Here is a 17,945-nt window from a genome sequence, read left to right on the forward strand (position 1 = left end):
TTTAATGGTTACGTAAAATAGCGTGGTCCATCTTATCGCGCTTGGTACGTAAATAAGCTTCGTTATGGGGGTTAGGCGCAATTTCAATAGGAACGTTCTCAACAACTTCCAATCCGTAGCCAATTAAGCCGGCACGTTTTTTAGGATTGTTACTCATTAAACGCATTTTTGATATGCCCAGGCTACGTAATATTTGTGCACCTACACCATAATCCCGCTGATCCATTTTAAAGCCAAGTTTTATATTAGCTTCTACAGTATCAAAACCATTTTCCTGCAGGTTATAAGCTTTTAACTTGTTTACCAAGCCAATTCCGCGTCCTTCCTGGTTCATATAAACAATAACACCTTTGCCTTCTTTCTCAATCATTTGCATAGCAGCATGTAACTGTGGTCCGCAATCACAACGACATGATCCAAAAATATCCCCGGTAACGCACGAACTGTGTACACGTACTAAAATAGGCTCGCCCGGTTCCCAGGTACCTTTTGTTAGCGCTATATGGTTATCGCCTGTATTAAGCTGAGTATATGCCGTCATTTCAAACTCGCCCCATTCAGTAGGTAATTTTACAGAGACTTCCTTTTTTATCAATGTTTCTGCGTCCAGACGGTAAGCTATCAGATCTTTGATTGAAATTATTTTCAGATCAAACTCTTTAGCTAATTCTTTAAGTTCAGGTAAACGTGCCATTTCCCCGTCTTCTTTCATTATTTCGCATATAACGCCGGCAGGTTCAAATCCTGCCATCACAGCCAGATCAATAGCTGCCTCAGTGTGGCCTGACCTGCGAAGAACTCCACCGTTTTTAGCTATCAAAGGAAATATATGCCCTGGTCTGCCAAGATCAGCAGGTTTTGTATCGTTATTAATAAGCGCAAGTATAGTTTTTGATCTGTCGCTTGCAGAAATGCCTGTAGTGCAGCCTTCGAGCAGATCAACCGAAACCGTAAAGTTGGTCTCGTATGAAGTGGTGTTGTGACTTACCATTGGCTCCAGTTCCAACTCGGTAGCACGCTGTTGTGTTATAGGAGCACAAACAAGCCCACGACCATATTTGATCATAAAGTTCACCGTTTCGGGTGTAGCGTTTCGGGCTGCGGTTAAAAAATCACCCTCATTTTCTCTATCCTCATCATCAACAACAATGATCATTTTACCGGCTTTAATAGCCTCAATTGCTTCTGGAATGGTGTTAAGCATCGTTTATATAAAAACCTTGTATAGTTACAAAGCTTATAACAAAGTTAATGTATAATAAAAATATTCAGGTCTGCGGTGTGTAATATGTTAAAGCTACTACCTTATGGTGCAATGATAAACCGGGCTATTCAAACCCAGGCTGAAACTGTTTTGCGGAGCAACTGACAACACATATCTGTACTTCCCCGGCTTTTTAGGCGCGGTGAAGGTAAATTCAAACGGCGAAGCGTTATTTGTATCTGCCGGCAACAGACATTTGTAGCAAAATGCCTCATTGGTTTCATTGTTGATAAATGTAAGCATGATAAAAGCTTTGCTGGTTTTTAACTCTTTATGTTGAAAAGGAGTTAATTGTTTGCCATCGAACGCTAACTTAAAAACAGCTTTCTGGGCAGCTTTGAGCGGTTGCTCGGTTACAACATTTACATTAGCACCAGTAAATGATGCAAAGTTATCCATGGTTGTGATGTAATACGTTTTTCCACGGGATATTTCAATCCTACGGCTCGACTTATTAATTCCTCCTTCTGATATATAGGCTACTTTTTTGCCCTGAAATTGCTTTTCAAGCCAAGGCATAAAGTTGTATTGCGTTTTTTTATACCATACGCTATTTACGGCAAATGCAGGCTTTTGTTGATAAAAGCTATAATAAGCCGGCTCAATATAGGTGTCTGCAAAAACCAGCGGTAAACCCATGGCTTCTTTTTGCAAAGTTGAGGCCATTACTTCAGGGTTTTTGTCGTTAAAATTAGGTATGGAAAAAAAGTTTGCAACCAGGTTTACCCTCAAAATTATAACCAATACCAAATTAAAAACAAGCAAGCCATAAACAACCTTTTTGTGTTTTTTAAGATCTTTAATGTATAAGTAGGAGATGGAAATCATTCCGGGCCATGCAATTGCTGTCCAGTGTACATTTACCATATCCTTAAAGGAAGAGATGAGGAAAAAAACAAACACGCCCACTACACTATACTTTAAGCTTTTTTGAAATTGATTTTTAGGCTTATATAATATTGTGAACAGAAGTAAAACAACGGGACCCGTAACTGCGGCCTGTTCTCCAACATAGCTTAACACATGCTGTATACTAAAAGCTGTTGCCCTGCCCGAAAACTGAAACTTTAGGGTGGGGTAGTCGTTAATTATTTGCCAGTTGATGTGTGGCAGATATAACAGTAGGGCGGTAATAAAAACAATATAAAAACTGCGTTTCAAAAAAAGTTGGAAGTTGGAAAGCAGTGTGAAAAATACGATCAGTATACCGTGGTATTTTGAATAAAGTAGTAATGCCGTTACTAAGCCCAAAACTACCGCGTTAACCACGTTATCTTCTTTAAGATAATTACGGTAGGTATAAAAAAACAGCGCTGCAAAAAACAGCATAGGTGTATCCGGTATAGCTAAAAACGAATAAAGATTTAAAAATATTGACGATGTAAGGAGCAGAATTGACAGCTTAAAGTTGACTGCCTCATTGGATTCTTCTTCAATAATTTTGTAGATAAGGTAAAATGTAAGACTTCCTAACATTGTGGTTATAAGTCTCACACCTATTTCGCCAGCAAATAGGGAACTGCCTAATTTTATCAGGAAAGCAATTGCCGGAGGGTGGTCAAAATAGCCCCAGGCTAAATGTTGGGAATACATCCAATAATAGGGCTCATCATTTAACAATAATGACGAGAAGGACTGAATTAAATTTACAATTAAAATAACTACAAACAGCTGTACGCCTTTGTCTGTAGATTTCGAGAATATATTTGATCCGGGTAAAACAGACATGGTACTGTTTGCAATTAGTTGAATTTCCTGCCAATCGTTTTTTTAACAAAAGATGCTGCCTGATCAAAAAAGCGCCTGTAGTTTTCCATATCAAATATTGGCGAATCAGTTGCTGCCTTATAAGATAAAAACATACCGATAGGAGTGATCAGAAAAATGGCTATCCAGGCTCCAACAATGCCAGACATGTTTCCTTCGTGTGCAGCTTTTTCGCCAATTGTTTTAATTATGTAGAACAGCAAGAAAAATGCTACGGATATCACCACGGGTAAGCCTAAACCGCCTTTGCGTATTATAGCTCCCATAGGCGCGCCTATGAGGAAAAGTGCCAGGCACGATGCAGAGAGTGTAAACTTTACCTGGTATTGCGCAAATGCGCTGCGTTGATCTTTAACCGGCGCGTCAATAGCTGCGACCCGCATTTTTAACATATCAGTTATAGAGCGTGCTTCGTTTTGAGCGTTGGTTATTGCCTGGAGTTGTTCATTTAATGGTTGTTTCTTAAACCAGTCTGATTGATATGCTATTGCTTTTACGCTATCCGTTGTTGGCTTTTTAGGTAAACTTAAGTATTTGATGTAAGGCGTCATCATCGTATAATTAGTCACCTTGATGCTATCAAGCTTACGATCAAGTATTTTGATGGTGTCTTTTAACAAGCGAATGTTCATCATCTGAAAAGCGCTTTTAAAGGCACTTTCGTCGGTACGTTTTATTGACGTTATGCCGCTGAGATCAAGCTTCTGCGCAGTTGAGGTGAACCTTTGGCGGATAAATACCCGGCGGGGCATATATACGCCACTGCCGGAACCCGAATTTTCTTCGTATCTGATACCATCCTTTAGTTCAATGACTAAAAATTTATCATCAAAAGAGCGGTACATCTTACCCTGTTTGGCTATTACCATAAAAGAGGTGTTCTTGGCAGGATCTTTTGAATAAATAGTTAACCCGTAAAGTGTTTGGCCATCAGGGTCTTTGCGTTGTACACGTATGGTGTTATTAGAAAAACTATTGCTGAAAACTCCCTCGGGCAGAAAGTTAGCTGATTTTTGCTCGCGGGCATCGTATAGTAAAGAATAGTACTTTAAATTGGCGATGGGCAGCATATAATCTGAAAAGAGAAAAGCGCTTACGCTGAGGATACAGACCACGATAAAAATAGGATACATAGCGCGTGTGAGCGATATGCCGGCCGATTTTATAGCCACTAATTCATAATTTTCTCCCAGGCTCCCATAGGTCATGATGGAAGAAAGCAAAACAGACAGCGGTAGCGCCATGGCAACGTTAGTGGCAGACGCATAAGCCATTAACTCAAGGATGATGTACCATTGAAAGCCCTTACCAATCAGATCATCAATGTATTTCCATAGAAATAACATCAACAACAAAAACATCACAATCAAAAACGTGCTTAGAAAGGGCCGTATAAATGATTTGAGCAGTAAGAGGTGGATTTTTTTCACAGTGCAAAATTAGAGAAAATTACTCTTTATGCACCTAAAACGCTTATAAGGTACTGAATCTGATTATCCCATATTAATTTTCTCTCGGCCATGGCATCTTCAGTGGCAAAGTCAGTAACAGCGAGTGCTACGTCATTGGTCAATTCATCCTGAACAATTTCCATTTCAAAATAACATTGGGGCTCGTCATCAATAAATTTGAATCTAACCAGTTTGTTTTCGCGGGCGTTAACCAGTTTTGCTTTTTGCTGTTCGCCATCCCAGGTAAAAGTGTACACCTGTTCGCGGATGTTTACATCATCAGCAAACCATTGTGCTAAGCCATTTGGCTCCAGTAAAAAGGTATATAATATGCGTGGCGACGACTTTATTTCGTACTCAATAGTAAATTTTTTCTTTTCAGACATAGGGGTTTATAATTGATGGCCCGGTTTTGTTCGCCACAATGTTAACATTTTTTCTAAAGGAAACGAATTTCTACTATATTTGCAAACCTTTTTTGAGCGTCACACATCGGCGCCAATAATTGGCGGGGTAGCTCAGATGGTTAGAGCGTAGGATTCATAACCCTAAGGTCGGCAGTTCGATCCTGCTCCCCGCTACTTGAAGATGAGCCTTCGGATATTTTCCGAGGGCTTTTATTTTTAACTCAATTAATCAAAAATTTTACAGCGTTGCGCGCAGTTTTTCGCGTGTAATTATTACTTTTGAAGCGTTAAGCAAAATTTAAAACATGAACCCATTTATTTCAAGAAGCTTTTACGGAGTTATTAACTATGTTACCGCCTTAATTTCAATGGCGTCTCCATGGTTATTTGGATTTGCGCATGTAGGTGGCGCATCATTGTTTTTGCCTATAACAATTGGATGGGTGCAATTAATAATGGCTATATTTAGTAACAACAGCCACGGGTTTATCAAAATATTCCCAATGCCTACACATAATGTGCTTGATGCTTTTTCGGGCTTTATTTTAGCTGTGTCTCCATTTTTATATGGCTTTGCTTTTATTGAGAACGGCGTGTTTTTACCACATTTATTAATCGGATTAACTTTCTTAATAGCAGGGGTATTTACACATGGCTCTCCATTTGTAAACGAAGAAGCACATCAGGAAGTAGTTGGTTGGGATAACCACTAAGATAACTTTCAAACAAAATATACAAGGGCTGTCTCATTAAGAGATGGCCTTTTTTGTTTTATACTTTGTCTTTAAACAATCTTGATAGTATCATAGCAAAGCATAATCATCTTCCATAAGCTGTTGAAATGTTCATAAAAATATATTTTCCGCAGTTTGAAACCTTTTACATTTAACAGAGTCTTAACACTAAAATTAAATGATTATCAGACCTTTGTAAAAACCTTTTAACATGCCTTTTGAATATACATCATACCTTGTTGTTGTAGCGTTGCTTGTGTTGGTGGGCGTATTCTATTTAAGTCCGTATGAGCTTAAAGTTAATGAAGACGAAGACGACGAATAATCGTCGCGCCATACTTATTACTTTCTCGGCTCGGGTAATCTTTACCTGCATTGCATTCCTTTCTTTTTTACCTAATGGCAAAGCGTGAAGTAGATATTGTAATTATATCTGATGTGCATTTGGGCACCTACGGCTGTCATGCTAAGGAGTTACTCAAGTATTTAAAAAGCATTAAGCCTAAAATGCTTATTCTGAACGGCGATATAATTGATATATGGCAATTTAGTAAATCGTATTGGCCCGAAACCCACATGAAAGTGGTTAGGCGCATACTGAAGTTTGTTACCGATGGTATTCCGGTGTATTACTTAACCGGTAACCACGACGAGATGTTACGGAAATTTGCAGATATGAACCTCGGCTCCTTTCAATTATTAAATAAACTTCTTTTAAACATTGATGGCAAAAAGGCCTGGATCTTTCATGGGGATGTTTTTGACGTTACCATGCAGCACTCGAAATGGCTGGCTAAGTTGGGCGCTATAGGTTATGATTCGCTTATACTGTTAAATAGTTTTACCAATTGGTTACTTACAGCCATGGGGCGGGAGAAAATGAGTTTCTCAAAGAAGATCAAAGCTAAGTTTAAAGACGCCGTTAAGTTCATCAATCAGTTTGAACAAACTGCTGCAGATCTTGCGGTTAGCAAAGAATATCAATACGTTATTTGTGGACACATACACCAGGCCGAGATCAGGGAAATAAGCGCGACAGATAATCCCGGCAAAGTGCTTTACCTTAATAGTGGCGATTGGGTGGAGAATCTAACCTCATTAGAATATCATAATGGTAAGTGGAACATATTCACGTATACGCCCACAGATTTTGAAGATGATAATGACTTTTCTGATGTTTCTGATACGGAAGATCTTGATGCTAAAATGGATGTTAACCTATTGTTGGAGCGTTTCAGAAAAGAAGCTCATTAATTATTTACAAGGTTTATCATATTTTTCAGGTTACCCTAAACATTTTCTACTTTTAGGGCCACGGAGCGGACACGCGTCAACTCAAAAACAGGTAACGTAATGAAAATATTATTTGCTATACAGGGCACAGGTAACGGGCACATCAGTCGCGCCCGCGAAATTGTACCGCTGTTACAGCAATACGGTGAACTTGACCTTTTGGTAAGCGGTACCGAGGCAGAAGTTTCCCTTTCGCAACCACTTAAGTACCGTTATCACGGTTTTAGTTTCGTTTTTGGTACCAATGGTGGCGTTGATAAGTGGGCTACCTTCAAAATTATGGATCTGCCACAACTTTGGCGAGACATGCGTAACCTGCCGCTTGAACAATATGACCTGATAGTTAATGATTTTGAACCGGTGAGTGCTTGGGCTTGCAAAATGCGGGGCATACCATCTGTTTCATTAAGCCATCAATGCGCTTTTGTCTCAAAAAACACACCTCGCCCTCGTAAATGGCATTACGGAGAATGGTTGTTCAAGCATTACTCACCAACTACCCATCACATAGGTTTTCACTTTGAGCGGTATGATAATTTTATACATACGCCTGTTATACGTAGTGGCATCCGCAGCATGGCAACAAGCAACCAAGGCCACTACACAGTTTATTTGCCCGCTTATGATGATAAGAAGCTGGCACAGCATCTATGCAAGGTAAAGAATACCCAGTGGCATATTTTTTCAAAGCGGCAAAAAACGCCTTATCAGTTAGATAACGTTAATATTTTTCCGGTAAGCAACGAAGCGTTCAATGCCAGTTTGGCATCGTGCGAAGGATTGTTAACGGGCGGTGGATTTGAAGGCCCGGCCGAAGCGCTTTTTCTTCAGAAGAAGGTAATGATGATACCAATGCAAGGCCAGTATGAGCAAAAATGTAACGCATTAGCTGCATCACGCCTCGGTGTCCCAGTAGTTCCTGCAATAGGGAATAAATTTGCGGAACACGTAGCAAAATGGGTGCATCAAGATGAGCGTGTATTTGTAAACTTTCCTGACGAGACTGCCCAGATAGTTGATGGTATGGTAAAGCGTTACAGCAGACGGTAATATTCGCACCGTTCGTACCAAACTCTAATCATCAAATAGAAATCTCTAAAAAATGCGCTAATATTGCGGCATGATCAATCTGTTCAGAACATATAACCCGCTTAATGCAATATGGCTGGCGGTTTTATTGATCATTTTACGCCTGGGCTATATTATTGATGCCCCTGATCAGATCCAGTTTATATTTGTAGAGCCCTTTGCACGGCTACTTATCCCCGCTGATTATGAGTTTGCGCTATCGCCAATGATGAATATATCGCTGGCAGGAGTGCTTGTTTTTCTACAGGCGCTATGGTTCAATTCAATGGTTAACAGCTTTAATCTTCTTGGCAAACCCACCTTTTTACCTGCTTTGATGTATGTTGTACTTAGCGCTTTGTTTGTTCCTTTTTTAACATTAAGCGCACCGCTTATTTGTAATTTCCTGATATTAGCAATGCTTCAGAAGCTATTTGCCACTTACAAAATTCCCGACGCGAAATCTGTTGCTTATGATCTGGGAATGATTGTAGCGCTTGGTGCATTAATTTACCTGCCATTTATTTTTATGTTTATTATAATATGGGCAGGTTTGGTGGTTTTCCGCCCGTTTAATTGGCGTGAGTGGGCAGCAGCCGTTATAGGCTTTGCCACTATATTCTTTTTTTTAGCGGTTATTTATTATCTTACAGATAGGCTACCATTATTTGTAAAAATATGGCTTCCGCTCGCATCTGCTTTCCCAACCACTATTCACATAAGTTCATACAACTACCTGGTGTTAGTGCCGGTAGCTGTAATATTGCTGCTCTGCTTTTTAAAGGTTAGTCAGTTGTTTTTTAGGAGCTATGTGCAAACCCGAAAATCCTTTCAACTTTTGCTGGTGCTTACCATTGTTGCAGGGTTATCATTTTATATCAAAAAAGAGTTTCATCTGGAACATTTTTTATTGTGCGCCCTGCCTTTGGCGATTTTTTTCTCCTATTACTTTTTATATGCATCCAAGCGCTGGTTTTACGAAAGTTTATTTGTTTTACTGGTTGCAAGCATCATTTATTTCCAGTTTAACACTTTTTAACTTTTATATGCGTTCAAATTTGAGCGGTTATATTAGTTTTGTAGCATGAAGTTTGGCGTAGTTATATTCCCCGGTTCCAATTGCGATGAAGATATCATCCATGTGTTAGAAAAAATAATGGGTCAGCAGGTGGTTCGCCTGTGGCATAAAGATCATGATCTTCAAGGTTCTGATTTTATTATTTTGCCGGGAGGCTTTTCATTTGGTGATTACCTGCGCTCAGGTGCTATAGCCCGTTTTTCACCAATTATGCAAGAAGTTATTCAATTTGCTGCTAAAGGTGGCAGGGTAATGGGAATTTGCAACGGTTTCCAAATTTTGACCGAAGCAGGGTTATTACCTGGCGCTTTGCTTCATAATGAGCACCGTAAGTTTATTTGCCGCAATACTTATATAAAACCTCAAACTGCCAATGCGTTGGTTACTGCGCAAATTGATCAGCAACGAGCACTTAAAATACCTATAGCGCATGGTGAAGGGAATTATTTTGCCGATGCGGATTTACTTAAAAAACTGAATGATAATGATCAGGTATTGTTCAGGTATTGTGATGAAGCAGGTAATATAACTACCGATGCTAATCCTAATGGTTCAGTTGAAAATATTGCAGGTGTTTGTAACTCTGAGCGTAACGTGTTTGGCTTTATGCCTCACCCTGAGCGTGCAGCCGATAGCTTACTGGCTAACGAAGATGGGTTAGCCATATTTGAATCTATCGTGTCAATAGCACGTGCCTAATGGCCAACCTGGTTATTGATATTGGCAATACACAAACTAAACTTGCTGTGTTCAGCCATAATGAAATGATCGATAGCCAGCGTTACCAATACATTGACACTAACGCAATTTCTACTGTTTTAAAAAAGTACCGCATAGATAAGGCCATTGTTTCCTCTGTAAAAAGAGGGCCGCAAGACTGGGAAAATGATTTAAAGGGCCAGGTAAAGGTGTATAGCTTTGATTCCGACTTTGTAAAAAGTATTCACAATCATTATCGTACACCGCAAACATTAGGTGCAGATAGATTGGCAGCGGTGGTTGGAGCACATAACTTATACCCCAAAACTGATAACCTGATTATTGACGGTGGTACTTGTATAACATATGATTGGGTTGATGCCGGAGGGAATTATTTCGGAGGCAGCATATCGCCGGGCTTAAATATGCGTTATAAAGCGCTGAACCATTACACCGGAGCTTTGCCTTTGCTTAACGAAAATAAAGAATTCAACAGTAGTTATGGCGACGATACTGCAACTGCAATAACATCTGGCGTACAAAACGGAATAAAGTATGAACTGGTTGGCTTTATAGACAGTTATTCTAAGCCAGACCAAAAAATGAATATTATACTAACAGGCGGCGATAATGTTTTTTTTGATACGCTATTGAAAAATAGCATCTTTGCCCCCTATATAAAAAAAGAACCTAACCTGGTTTTAAAAGGTTTAAACGCAGCCATTGAGCATAATGACTAAATACATAAAATTTTTATTACTGTTTTTACTTGCGGGTATAATGCTTGATGCAAGTGCACAGTCAACAGCTACCACCAGTTCGCCGTACTCACGTTATGGCATTGGCGATTTAAACCCCGGTGTGTTACCACAAAACATGGCTATGGGCGGTATTGCAACAGCAATTGATCGCATTAATGGCTATAGCCAGGTAAACCCGCTCAACCCGGCATCGTATTCGGCAATAGGTTTAACCACAATTGATGTTGGTTTATACGCAAGCATATTTTCCCTTAATCAAACCGGGCAAACCTCACAGCGAGATGCTAACTTCCGTTTAAGTCATTTAGCTTTTGGTATTCCAATATCGCGTGGCTCGGCATTAGCTTTTGGTTTAATGCCTTACAGTGAGGTTGGATATAACTATACCAGAACGCTTAACCGCGGTTTTAATTCAACACCGGCGTCTCCTGCAGATACCAATTTAACCAATTTAAGTTACCGTGGTGAAGGAGGCCTGTCTAAAGCATTTTTAGGTTACGGTTTTACCATTGCCCGTAATTTAAAGCTGGGTGCTAACATATCATACATCTTTGGTAATTTAAAGCAACTTAATATAACAGAGTTTCCTAACCTGTACGGCGTTTTAAATTCCCGGGACGAGAAAAGTTATTCTGTTGGTGGAGTTAACTATGATTATGGCGCGCAATATCAGTGGAACCTTTCACTTACCCGCCGCATAATTTTTGGCTACTCGGCTCAGGCTCAATCTGCTCTTAATTCTCAAAAAAGCCATATTGTTAGCCACTACAGAACCGACGGATCAGGCAACGAAAGTTTGCCAACCGATTCGATCATAAATATACAGGGCGCTAAAACTAAATTGCAGTTACCAAATGTTCATCATTTTGGCATATCTTATCAGCGTGACCAGAAGTTTTTGGTTGGTGTTGATTACACCATGGGTAACTGGTCTGCATTGACCATAGATGGTGCTAATGCAGGTATGTCAAACAGCAAAACGCTTAATTTAGGCGGACAGATAACGCCTAATGCTAACTCTATTAACAGTTATTGGGCTACTGTAGACTATCGTGCGGGATTAATACTTGATCAAACCTACTTTAACGTAAATAATGTAACCGGTGGCGGACAAACTAATATAAAATCTTACGCTGCCACCTTTGGCTTTGGTTTGCCTTTGCGCGCTGTTAACGGAACAAGTTTCTACAAAATAAATCTGGCTGCCGAAATTGGCCGTCGCGGTACCCTTACAAACGGACTGGTACAGGAAAATTATTTCAAAATACGTATTGGCTTTACACTTAACGACAGGTGGTTCCAACGTTATAAATTTGACTAATTGTTATGCAATCTCATTTCCCAAAATCTTTATGGCGTAGGTTTTTGCCTGTATTGACTTTGGGTGTGCTAAGTATTGCTGCCTGCGAGAATGACCTGGATGTAATCAAAAAAATAGCCAACATGAACTCTGGTTTGGCTATTGATACTACACGTGGGGTAGATGTTATTTACAGCGACTCTGCAATAGTAAAAGGTAGATTGCAAACCCCCTTACTGATAAAATACTCTGTAGAAAAACCTTACGATATAATGCCTGATGGTGTTAAGGTGATTTTTTTTGATAAGAATGGCAAGGAAGAAGGTACAATTGTAGCGGATTCGGCTGTTCAGTTAGAGAATGAAAGCATTACCAAGTTTTACAAAAATGTTGTGGCAACAACTGTTAAAGGCGACACATTTAAATCTGACGAGTTGATATGGGATCAGCCCAAAAAGATAATTTACTCCAATAAACCTGTTGAGATACATACTGCCGATGGTAACGTATTTAACGGCGTTAGTTTTAAAAGCGACGATAAGTTGGAGAACCCCGAAATACAGTCTGGTACAGGTGCAGGATATGTATCAGAAAATCCGATGCAATAGCCTTATTTTGAGATGAAAAAATGTATTATATAATTTTACCAAAAATTGTATCTTGCGCCCTCTTTTTATAGAAGTAAGTTAAAAAAAATATTATAGATCAATATGGGTATAATGGGTTATCTGCGCGAGCGGATGGGCAAAATAGTAGCAGGTGTAATAGGTATATCACTGATAGCGTTTGTTATAACCGAAGTAGTACAATCGGGCGGCTCTTTTTTTAGAGACGATAACAGTACAATAGGTGAAGTATACGGTGAGAAAATACCTTACCAGGAATTTAATGAAACTGTTGAGCAAAACAGCAATCAGTTTAAAGAGCAATCGGGTGGTGCGCTTTCTCCGCAAATAACTGCATACATACAGGAAAACACCTGGAACCAGATGCTAAGCAAAGCTATGATAAGCCATGAGGCTGATGCTGTTGGTTTACAGGTAACAGGCGATGAGTCGCAAGCCATGATCAGCGGTAGCAATCCAAGCCCTGAGATTGTTCGTGCTTTCACCAACCCTCAAACCGGACAGTTTGATCGCGCCAGCTTAACTTCAACAATCAGTAAATTGCGTGTTACTCCTGATGTTGATCCTCAAAAACAAAGATGGAAAAAGTTTGTGCAGGAACTGGTAGAGAACAAACTTGCCGAAAAATACATGACCGGTATTACTAACGGTTTATACGTAAACTCTTTAGAGGCAAAAGATGATTATGAGGCAAAAAACAAATTAGCTAACTTTAAATACGCTGTTTTAGATTACCAAAGTGTTCAGGATAGTAAGGTTACTTTAACTGATGCCGATTACAGCAGCTATTATGAAGAGCATAAAAACGAGTTTAAAAACCAGCAGGAAACACGCGGCATTGAGTTTGTAACTTTTAATGGTGCTCCATCTAAAGCTGACTCTGCTGCAGTTAAAGCTTCAATTGAGAAATTAAAGCCTGAGTTCAGTGCTTCAACTAACGATTCTCTTTTCGTTCAGATCAATTCTGAAACCAAGCAACCATTTGCTTACAGAAAGAAAGGCGAACTGGGTAGCGGCCTTGACTCGGTAATGTTCAACGCGGCACCAGGCTTTGTTTATGGTCCGTATACTGAAAATGGTCATTACGCTTTGGCAAAATTGATTGACTCAAGAGTTGGTCCGGATTCTGTAACTGCTAAGCACATACTTTTAGCACCAGGCGACGGAATTAAAAAGGCAGATTCATTAAAGGCGTTAATTCAGGGAGGTAAATCATTTGCAGAAATGGCAAAGATGTACTCTATGGATCAAGGCTCTGCAGCTAAAGGCGGAGATGTTGGAACATTTGCACGTGGTGCAATGGTACCGGCTTTTGAAGACGCGGCATTTAATGGCAAACCCGGCGATTATAAAATAGTGACCTCACAATTTGGTGTTCATTTAATTTATATTGTTGCTCAAAAGGGCTCGTCAAAAGTTGTTAAGGTTGCGGTGGTTGACAAACCATTAAATGCAAGCAGCGAGACCCAATCTGCTGCTTACAGCAAAGCGCAACAATTCCTGATCAATGTTAATGACGGCGATTTTAATGCGCAGGCTAAAAAGGCAGGCTTAGAAGTTAAAAATGCTGATGATGTTACCGGCTCTGCTGCTTCTCTTCCTGGCTTGGAAAGTGCGCGCGAACTGGTACGTTGGGCATTCAATGCTGAAAAAGGCGATGTTTACGATCAGGTTTATACATCTGGCGATCAATATGTGGTTGCACGGTTAACCGCTATAAAACCTCAAGGCATATTACCGCTTGACGCAGTTAAAAAACAAATTGAGCCGATGGTAAGAGTTCAGGTTAAAGCTAAAATGCTTACCGACAAATTTAACGGTGCTTTAAGCGGTGCTGCTACTATAGAACAAGCAGCTCAAAAAGCTGGTGCAACCGTAAATGCTGTTCAAAATATAGTTCTGGCTAACCCGGTTATTCCAGGTGTAGGTGCAGGTCCGGAGTACAAGTTGATCGGAACCATCTTCGGTTCGCAGGTTAATAAACTGTCAAAACCTGTTCAAGGTCAGCAGGGTGTATTTATTTTCTCTGTTAACAGTTTTGTTAATCCTGCTGCTTTAGCAAATAACATAACACAAAAACAACAGTTGTTGCAAGGCTTGGTTCAACGTTCGCAAGGTGAAGCCCTTGAAGCGCTGAAAAATAAGGCCAATGTAAAAGATTACAGAGCACGCCTGTTATAGTATTATTTTAAAGTAATTTTGCATCCGGGAACGTTTTATGCGTTTCCGGATTTTTTGTTTAAAGAGAAATGGATATACAGGAAAATATTGTAAATAAAGTTGCTCAAAGCGGGCTGGCTACCTTGGATCCGGCCGACTTTTATACTCCAGGCGAACGTGTGGTATATGATATAAAAGATAATCTTTTTCACGGGCTTATATTGCGTGAGAAGGACTTTAGAGATTTTGTTAAGGGACACGATTGGAGCCAATACCAGGATAAAAACGTAGCTATAACCTGTACCGCCGATGCTATTGTACCGGCATGGGCTTATCTGCTTTTGGCCAACCGTATGGCACCTTATGCCAAAGATGTAGTATTTGGCGACGCAGAGGTTTTAGAAACGGTTTTATTTGTAAAAGCTATACAAAGCCTTGACCCCGAAAAATATCGGGATCAACGGTTGGTTATAAAAGGTTGTGGTGATGTTGATATCCCTGTTTCAGCTTACGTAGAATTAGGCAAAAAGCTAACACCTGTAGTTAAAAGCCTTATGTTTGGCGAGCCTTGTTCAACGGTGCCTATTTATAAGCGAAAAGACTGATTGGGTGGGCTCTGAACTCAAAATATTAAACTATTAAGCGTATTTATGGTCTTAATAACAAACGGCAATTAAACGCCTGGTTTGAAAAACATCAATGATGAAAAGATACATTATTACCATAATACTTTTTGCAAGCTGTTATACGCTTGCCTTAGCGCAGGAACTTAAAGCTACAAGCGAGCCTGTTTTTAAACCGGGGGAGGAGCTTCGTTATAAATTGAAATACGGTATTTTCACCGGTGCTGAAGCAACGTTAAGGGTAGAAGACGGTGGTAAGAAAATTGACGGTCACCCAAGTTATCATATCAGCGCGAGCGGTAAAACTGCCGGTACGTTTGACGTTTTTTATAAAGTGCGTAACCAGTATGATACTTACATAGATAAGAATACGCTGCTGCCTTATTACTATACAGAGAACAGACGCGAAGGCGGATACAGACACACAGATAATGTTACGTTTAATCATCCTGAAGGGAAAGTAACAGCTGATAAAGGCACCTTTCCTTTTAAAGGAAAGATATTTGATTTTGTATCTGCTTACTATTTTGCCCGTAACCTTGACGTATCTCAATTAAAGGTTGGTGATAAATTAGACATGCCCTACTTTTTGGAAGATGGCATACATACATTAACAATTACCTACATGGGTAAAGAACAGGTTAAGTGTGCCATGGGTACTTTCAATTGTCTTAAATTTAACCCCACCATAATACCGGGACGCATCTTTAAAAAAGATAGCAAGCTTTATTTGTGGATAACTGATGATGGAAACCGCATACCTGTGAAAGCCCATGTGGGTTTGGTTGTGGGTAGCGTAACAATGGATCTTACGGCAGCTAATGGACTTAAGTATCCGTTAAATCCTGTACAAAAATAAATTTTAAATGATTGAAGTAGGCAGCGTGCTGGTGCACGAAGATGTTGTTAAACAAAACTTTGTTTGCAACTTAAATAAATGTAAAGGTGCTTGCTGCCTTGAAGGAGACTCCGGTGCTCCGCTGGAAGCTTCTGAATTGGATATTTTAAAAGAAATATATCCTAAAGTAAAGCCTTATATGACGGCGAAAGGCATTAATACTATTGAGCGCGAAGGTACACATGTTACAGATTTTGAGGGTGATTATACTACACCTTGTGTTGATACCAATAAAGAGTGTGCTTATGTAACATGGGAAAATGGTATTACCAAGTGCGCTATTGAAAAGGCTTACGAAGAAGGTGCAGTTGATTGGAAGAAGCCTATATCATGTCATTTATATCCTATTCGTATAACTAAATACCCTGAATTTGATGTGCTGAACTATGACCGCTGGAGTATTTGCAGCCCCGCATGTAGTTTTGGCGACGAACTCAAAGTAAGTGTTCATCAATTTTTAAAAGGTCCGCTTATTAGAAAGTACGGTGAAGAATGGTACACTGAATTGGACGAAGCCGCTGAGTATTTAAAATCTTCGGGATTATAGTTTAATTTTTAACTCAAACTCAAATAGCTATTTCTTGTTATAGGTGCGTGTGGTTACACTCAATTTAACAACGGCGGCACAACGCTTTTACAATTAAATTGAATAATATTGCATTTATTACTTCACAACAATGAAAATAGCTTTAATCACGGGTATCACCGGTCAAGACGGTGCTTATCTGGCTGAATTTCTTTTAAAAAAAGGATATTTTGTCCACGGGGTTAAAAGAAGGTCTTCATTGTTTAATACTGATCGTATAGATCACTTATACCATGATCAGCATGAATTAGGTGCAAAATTCAAGCTGCATTACGGCGATCTTACCGACTCAACTAATCTCATTCGAATAATACAGGAAACTCAACCCGACGAGATCTATAACCTGGCTGCGCAAAGCCATGTTAAGGTTAGTTTTGATACACCTGAATATACAGCCAATGCAGACGGAATTGGCACTTTGCGTATTCTTGAAGCAGTGCGTTTGCTCGGCTTAACAAAAAAAACACGCATTTATCAGGCGTCAACGTCTGAGTTATATGGTTTGGTACAGGCTGTACCACAAAGTGAAACCACTCCATTTTATCCACGCTCTCCCTATGCTGTTGCTAAAATGTATGGCTATTGGATAATAGTCAACTATCGCGAAGCATATAATATGTATGCCTGCAATGGCATATTATTTAACCATGAAAGCCCCATCAGAGGCGAAACATTCGTCACCCGTAAAATTACCAGAGCTGCCGCTAAAATTGCCTTGGGCCTTCAAAACTGTCTTTATGTGGGTAACCTGTCAGCACAGCGTGATTGGGGGCATGCTAAAGATTACGTTGAAGCCATGTGGCTGATGTTACAACAGGAAAAGGCAGAAGACTTCGTAGTAGCAACCGGTATTACCACAACAGTAAGAGATTTTATAAAAATGAGTTTTGCTGAGTTGGGTGTAGAAGTAGAATTTAGCGGCAAGGACGAGTATGAACGAGGCGTTATTATTGATGTGGACAGAGACAGGGCCGCAGAACTCGGCCTTAACCAGGAGGCGTTGCCAATGGGGCAAACTATCGTTAAAGTTGATCCAAGGTATTTCAGGCCAACAGACGTTGATCTGTTAATTGGCGATGCCACTAAAGCCAAACAAAAGTTAGGTTGGACACCTAAATATGATCTGCCTGCATTGGTGAAGGATATGGTAATATCTGACCTACACTTAGTCGAAAAAGACGATTACCTGCAAAAAGGTGGTTTTAAAACTTTAAATTATTTTGAATAGCA

Annotated in this window: 17 protein-coding genes and 1 tRNA gene; 14 read left to right on the plus strand and 4 right to left on the minus strand. The window is 39.8% G+C overall.

What is annotated here, in order from left to right:
* Position 1: 1 nt before the first annotated feature.
* The 4 genes from CLV57_RS04720 to CLV57_RS04735 all read right to left on the minus strand — a co-directional run bounded on the left by CLV57_RS04720 (position 2) and on the right by CLV57_RS04735 (position 4,868).
* Positions 2 to 1,204, minus strand: coding sequence for a bifunctional 3,4-dihydroxy-2-butanone-4-phosphate synthase/GTP cyclohydrolase II (locus CLV57_RS04720; protein ID WP_100340181.1), 1,203 nt, complete (start codon positions 1,202 to 1,204; stop codon positions 2 to 4).
* 96 nt (positions 1,205 to 1,300) lie between these two features.
* Positions 1,301 to 2,992 (minus strand): ArnT family glycosyltransferase, encoded by a 1,692-nt coding sequence (locus CLV57_RS04725; RefSeq protein WP_100340182.1) that lies wholly within the window; start codon positions 2,990 to 2,992, stop codon positions 1,301 to 1,303.
* 14 nt (positions 2,993 to 3,006) lie between these two features.
* Positions 3,007 to 4,461, minus strand: a complete 1,455-nt coding sequence (locus CLV57_RS04730; RefSeq protein WP_100340183.1) for an LptF/LptG family permease — start codon at positions 4,459 to 4,461, stop codon at positions 3,007 to 3,009.
* A 26-nt stretch (positions 4,462 to 4,487) separates the two neighbouring features.
* On the minus strand, positions 4,488 to 4,868 hold the full coding sequence (locus CLV57_RS04735; RefSeq protein WP_100340184.1) for an START-like domain-containing protein: 381 nt from the start codon (positions 4,866 to 4,868) through the stop codon (positions 4,488 to 4,490).
* A 121-nt stretch (positions 4,869 to 4,989) separates the two neighbouring features.
* Between CLV57_RS04735 and CLV57_RS04740 the strand changes: the two genes are divergently transcribed.
* The 14 genes from CLV57_RS04740 (at position 4,990) to gmd (ending at position 17,943) form a co-directional block, all read left to right on the plus strand.
* A tRNA-Met gene (locus CLV57_RS04740) sits at positions 4,990 to 5,063 on the plus strand.
* A 131-nt stretch (positions 5,064 to 5,194) separates the two neighbouring features.
* Positions 5,195 to 5,602: an SPW repeat domain-containing protein gene (locus CLV57_RS04745; RefSeq protein WP_100340185.1), complete on the plus strand. Its 408-nt coding sequence runs from the start codon at positions 5,195 to 5,197 to the stop codon at positions 5,600 to 5,602.
* Between the two features lie 420 nt (positions 5,603 to 6,022).
* Positions 6,023 to 6,877 (plus strand): UDP-2,3-diacylglucosamine diphosphatase, encoded by an 855-nt coding sequence (locus CLV57_RS04750; RefSeq protein ID WP_100340186.1) that lies wholly within the window; start codon positions 6,023 to 6,025, stop codon positions 6,875 to 6,877.
* A gap of 99 nt (positions 6,878 to 6,976) precedes the next feature.
* Positions 6,977 to 7,966, plus strand: coding sequence for a glycosyltransferase family protein (locus CLV57_RS04755; protein WP_100340187.1), 990 nt, complete (start codon positions 6,977 to 6,979; stop codon positions 7,964 to 7,966).
* 70 nt (positions 7,967 to 8,036) lie between these two features.
* A complete protein-coding gene (locus CLV57_RS04760) occupies positions 8,037 to 9,023 on the plus strand; it encodes a DUF6427 family protein (RefSeq protein ID WP_100340188.1) in 987 nt (328 codons plus the stop codon).
* A 45-nt stretch (positions 9,024 to 9,068) separates the two neighbouring features.
* Positions 9,069 to 9,761 carry a phosphoribosylformylglycinamidine synthase subunit PurQ gene (purQ, locus tag CLV57_RS04765; protein ID WP_100340189.1) on the plus strand — a complete coding sequence of 231 codons (693 nt, stop codon included), beginning with the start codon at positions 9,069 to 9,071 and terminating at the stop codon, positions 9,759 to 9,761.
* The gene (locus CLV57_RS04770) at positions 9,761 to 10,501 is read left to right on the plus strand and encodes a type III pantothenate kinase (RefSeq protein ID WP_100340190.1); all 741 of its coding nucleotides are present in this window, start codon (positions 9,761 to 9,763) and stop codon (positions 10,499 to 10,501) included. Before purQ ends, CLV57_RS04770 begins: the two co-directional genes overlap by 1 nt.
* Positions 10,494 to 11,843: a hypothetical protein gene (locus CLV57_RS04775; RefSeq protein WP_100340191.1), complete on the plus strand. Its 1,350-nt coding sequence runs from the start codon at positions 10,494 to 10,496 to the stop codon at positions 11,841 to 11,843. The genes CLV57_RS04770 and CLV57_RS04775 overlap by 8 nt, the downstream gene beginning before the upstream one ends.
* A 5-nt stretch (positions 11,844 to 11,848) precedes the next feature.
* Positions 11,849 to 12,430 (plus strand): LPS export ABC transporter periplasmic protein LptC, encoded by a 582-nt coding sequence (gene lptC / locus CLV57_RS04780; protein WP_100340192.1) that lies wholly within the window; start codon positions 11,849 to 11,851, stop codon positions 12,428 to 12,430.
* A gap of 102 nt (positions 12,431 to 12,532) precedes the next feature.
* Complete coding sequence (locus CLV57_RS04785) at positions 12,533 to 14,629, plus strand: peptidylprolyl isomerase (RefSeq protein ID WP_100340193.1); 2,097 nt, start codon at positions 12,533 to 12,535, stop codon at positions 14,627 to 14,629.
* Positions 14,630 to 14,697: 68 nt separating this feature from the next.
* Positions 14,698 to 15,213 carry a DUF2480 family protein gene (locus CLV57_RS04790; RefSeq protein ID WP_100340194.1) on the plus strand — a complete coding sequence of 172 codons (516 nt, stop codon included), beginning with the start codon at positions 14,698 to 14,700 and terminating at the stop codon, positions 15,211 to 15,213.
* A gap of 97 nt (positions 15,214 to 15,310) precedes the next feature.
* On the plus strand, positions 15,311 to 16,090 hold the full coding sequence (locus CLV57_RS04795; RefSeq protein WP_100340195.1) for a DUF3108 domain-containing protein: 780 nt from the start codon (positions 15,311 to 15,313) through the stop codon (positions 16,088 to 16,090).
* 7 nt (positions 16,091 to 16,097) lie between these two features.
* Positions 16,098 to 16,676 carry a DUF3109 family protein gene (locus CLV57_RS04800; RefSeq protein WP_100340196.1) on the plus strand — a complete coding sequence of 193 codons (579 nt, stop codon included), beginning with the start codon at positions 16,098 to 16,100 and terminating at the stop codon, positions 16,674 to 16,676.
* 130 nt (positions 16,677 to 16,806) lie between these two features.
* Positions 16,807 to 17,943 carry a GDP-mannose 4,6-dehydratase gene (gene gmd / locus CLV57_RS04805; RefSeq protein WP_100340197.1) on the plus strand — a complete coding sequence of 379 codons (1,137 nt, stop codon included), beginning with the start codon at positions 16,807 to 16,809 and terminating at the stop codon, positions 17,941 to 17,943.
* The last annotated feature ends 2 nt before the right edge of the window (positions 17,944 to 17,945 follow it).

The sequence above is a fragment of the Mucilaginibacter auburnensis genome (assembly GCF_002797815.1).
Classification (GTDB): Bacteria; Bacteroidota; Bacteroidia; order Sphingobacteriales; family Sphingobacteriaceae; genus Mucilaginibacter; species Mucilaginibacter auburnensis.

Bases quoted from the DNA above. Each gene is read 5' to 3' on its own strand.
- CLV57_RS04720 (WP_100340181.1), bottom strand. From the start codon at position 1,204: ATGCTTAACACCATTCCAGAAGCAATTGAGGCTATTAAAGCCGGTAAA.
- CLV57_RS04725 (WP_100340182.1), bottom strand. From the start codon at position 2,992: ATGTCTGTTTTACCCGGATCAAATATATTCTCGAAATCTACAGACAAA.
- CLV57_RS04735 (WP_100340184.1), bottom strand. From the start codon at position 4,868: ATGTCTGAAAAGAAAAAATTTACTATTGAGTACGAAATAAAGTCGTCG.
- CLV57_RS04745 (WP_100340185.1), top strand. From the start codon at position 5,195: ATGAACCCATTTATTTCAAGAAGCTTTTACGGAGTTATTAACTATGTT.
- CLV57_RS04750 (WP_100340186.1), top strand. From the start codon at position 6,023: ATGGCAAAGCGTGAAGTAGATATTGTAATTATATCTGATGTGCATTTG.
- CLV57_RS04755 (WP_100340187.1), top strand. From the start codon at position 6,977: ATGAAAATATTATTTGCTATACAGGGCACAGGTAACGGGCACATCAGT.
- CLV57_RS04760 (WP_100340188.1), top strand. From the start codon at position 8,037: ATGATCAATCTGTTCAGAACATATAACCCGCTTAATGCAATATGGCTG.
- purQ (WP_100340189.1), top strand. From the start codon at position 9,069: ATGAAGTTTGGCGTAGTTATATTCCCCGGTTCCAATTGCGATGAAGAT.
- CLV57_RS04770 (WP_100340190.1), top strand. From the start codon at position 9,761: ATGGCCAACCTGGTTATTGATATTGGCAATACACAAACTAAACTTGCT.
- CLV57_RS04775 (WP_100340191.1), top strand. From the start codon at position 10,494: ATGACTAAATACATAAAATTTTTATTACTGTTTTTACTTGCGGGTATA.
- lptC (WP_100340192.1), top strand. From the start codon at position 11,849: ATGCAATCTCATTTCCCAAAATCTTTATGGCGTAGGTTTTTGCCTGTA.
- CLV57_RS04785 (WP_100340193.1), top strand. From the start codon at position 12,533: ATGGGTATAATGGGTTATCTGCGCGAGCGGATGGGCAAAATAGTAGCA.
- CLV57_RS04790 (WP_100340194.1), top strand. From the start codon at position 14,698: ATGGATATACAGGAAAATATTGTAAATAAAGTTGCTCAAAGCGGGCTG.
- CLV57_RS04795 (WP_100340195.1), top strand. From the start codon at position 15,311: ATGAAAAGATACATTATTACCATAATACTTTTTGCAAGCTGTTATACG.
- CLV57_RS04800 (WP_100340196.1), top strand. From the start codon at position 16,098: ATGATTGAAGTAGGCAGCGTGCTGGTGCACGAAGATGTTGTTAAACAA.
- gmd (WP_100340197.1), top strand. From the start codon at position 16,807: ATGAAAATAGCTTTAATCACGGGTATCACCGGTCAAGACGGTGCTTAT.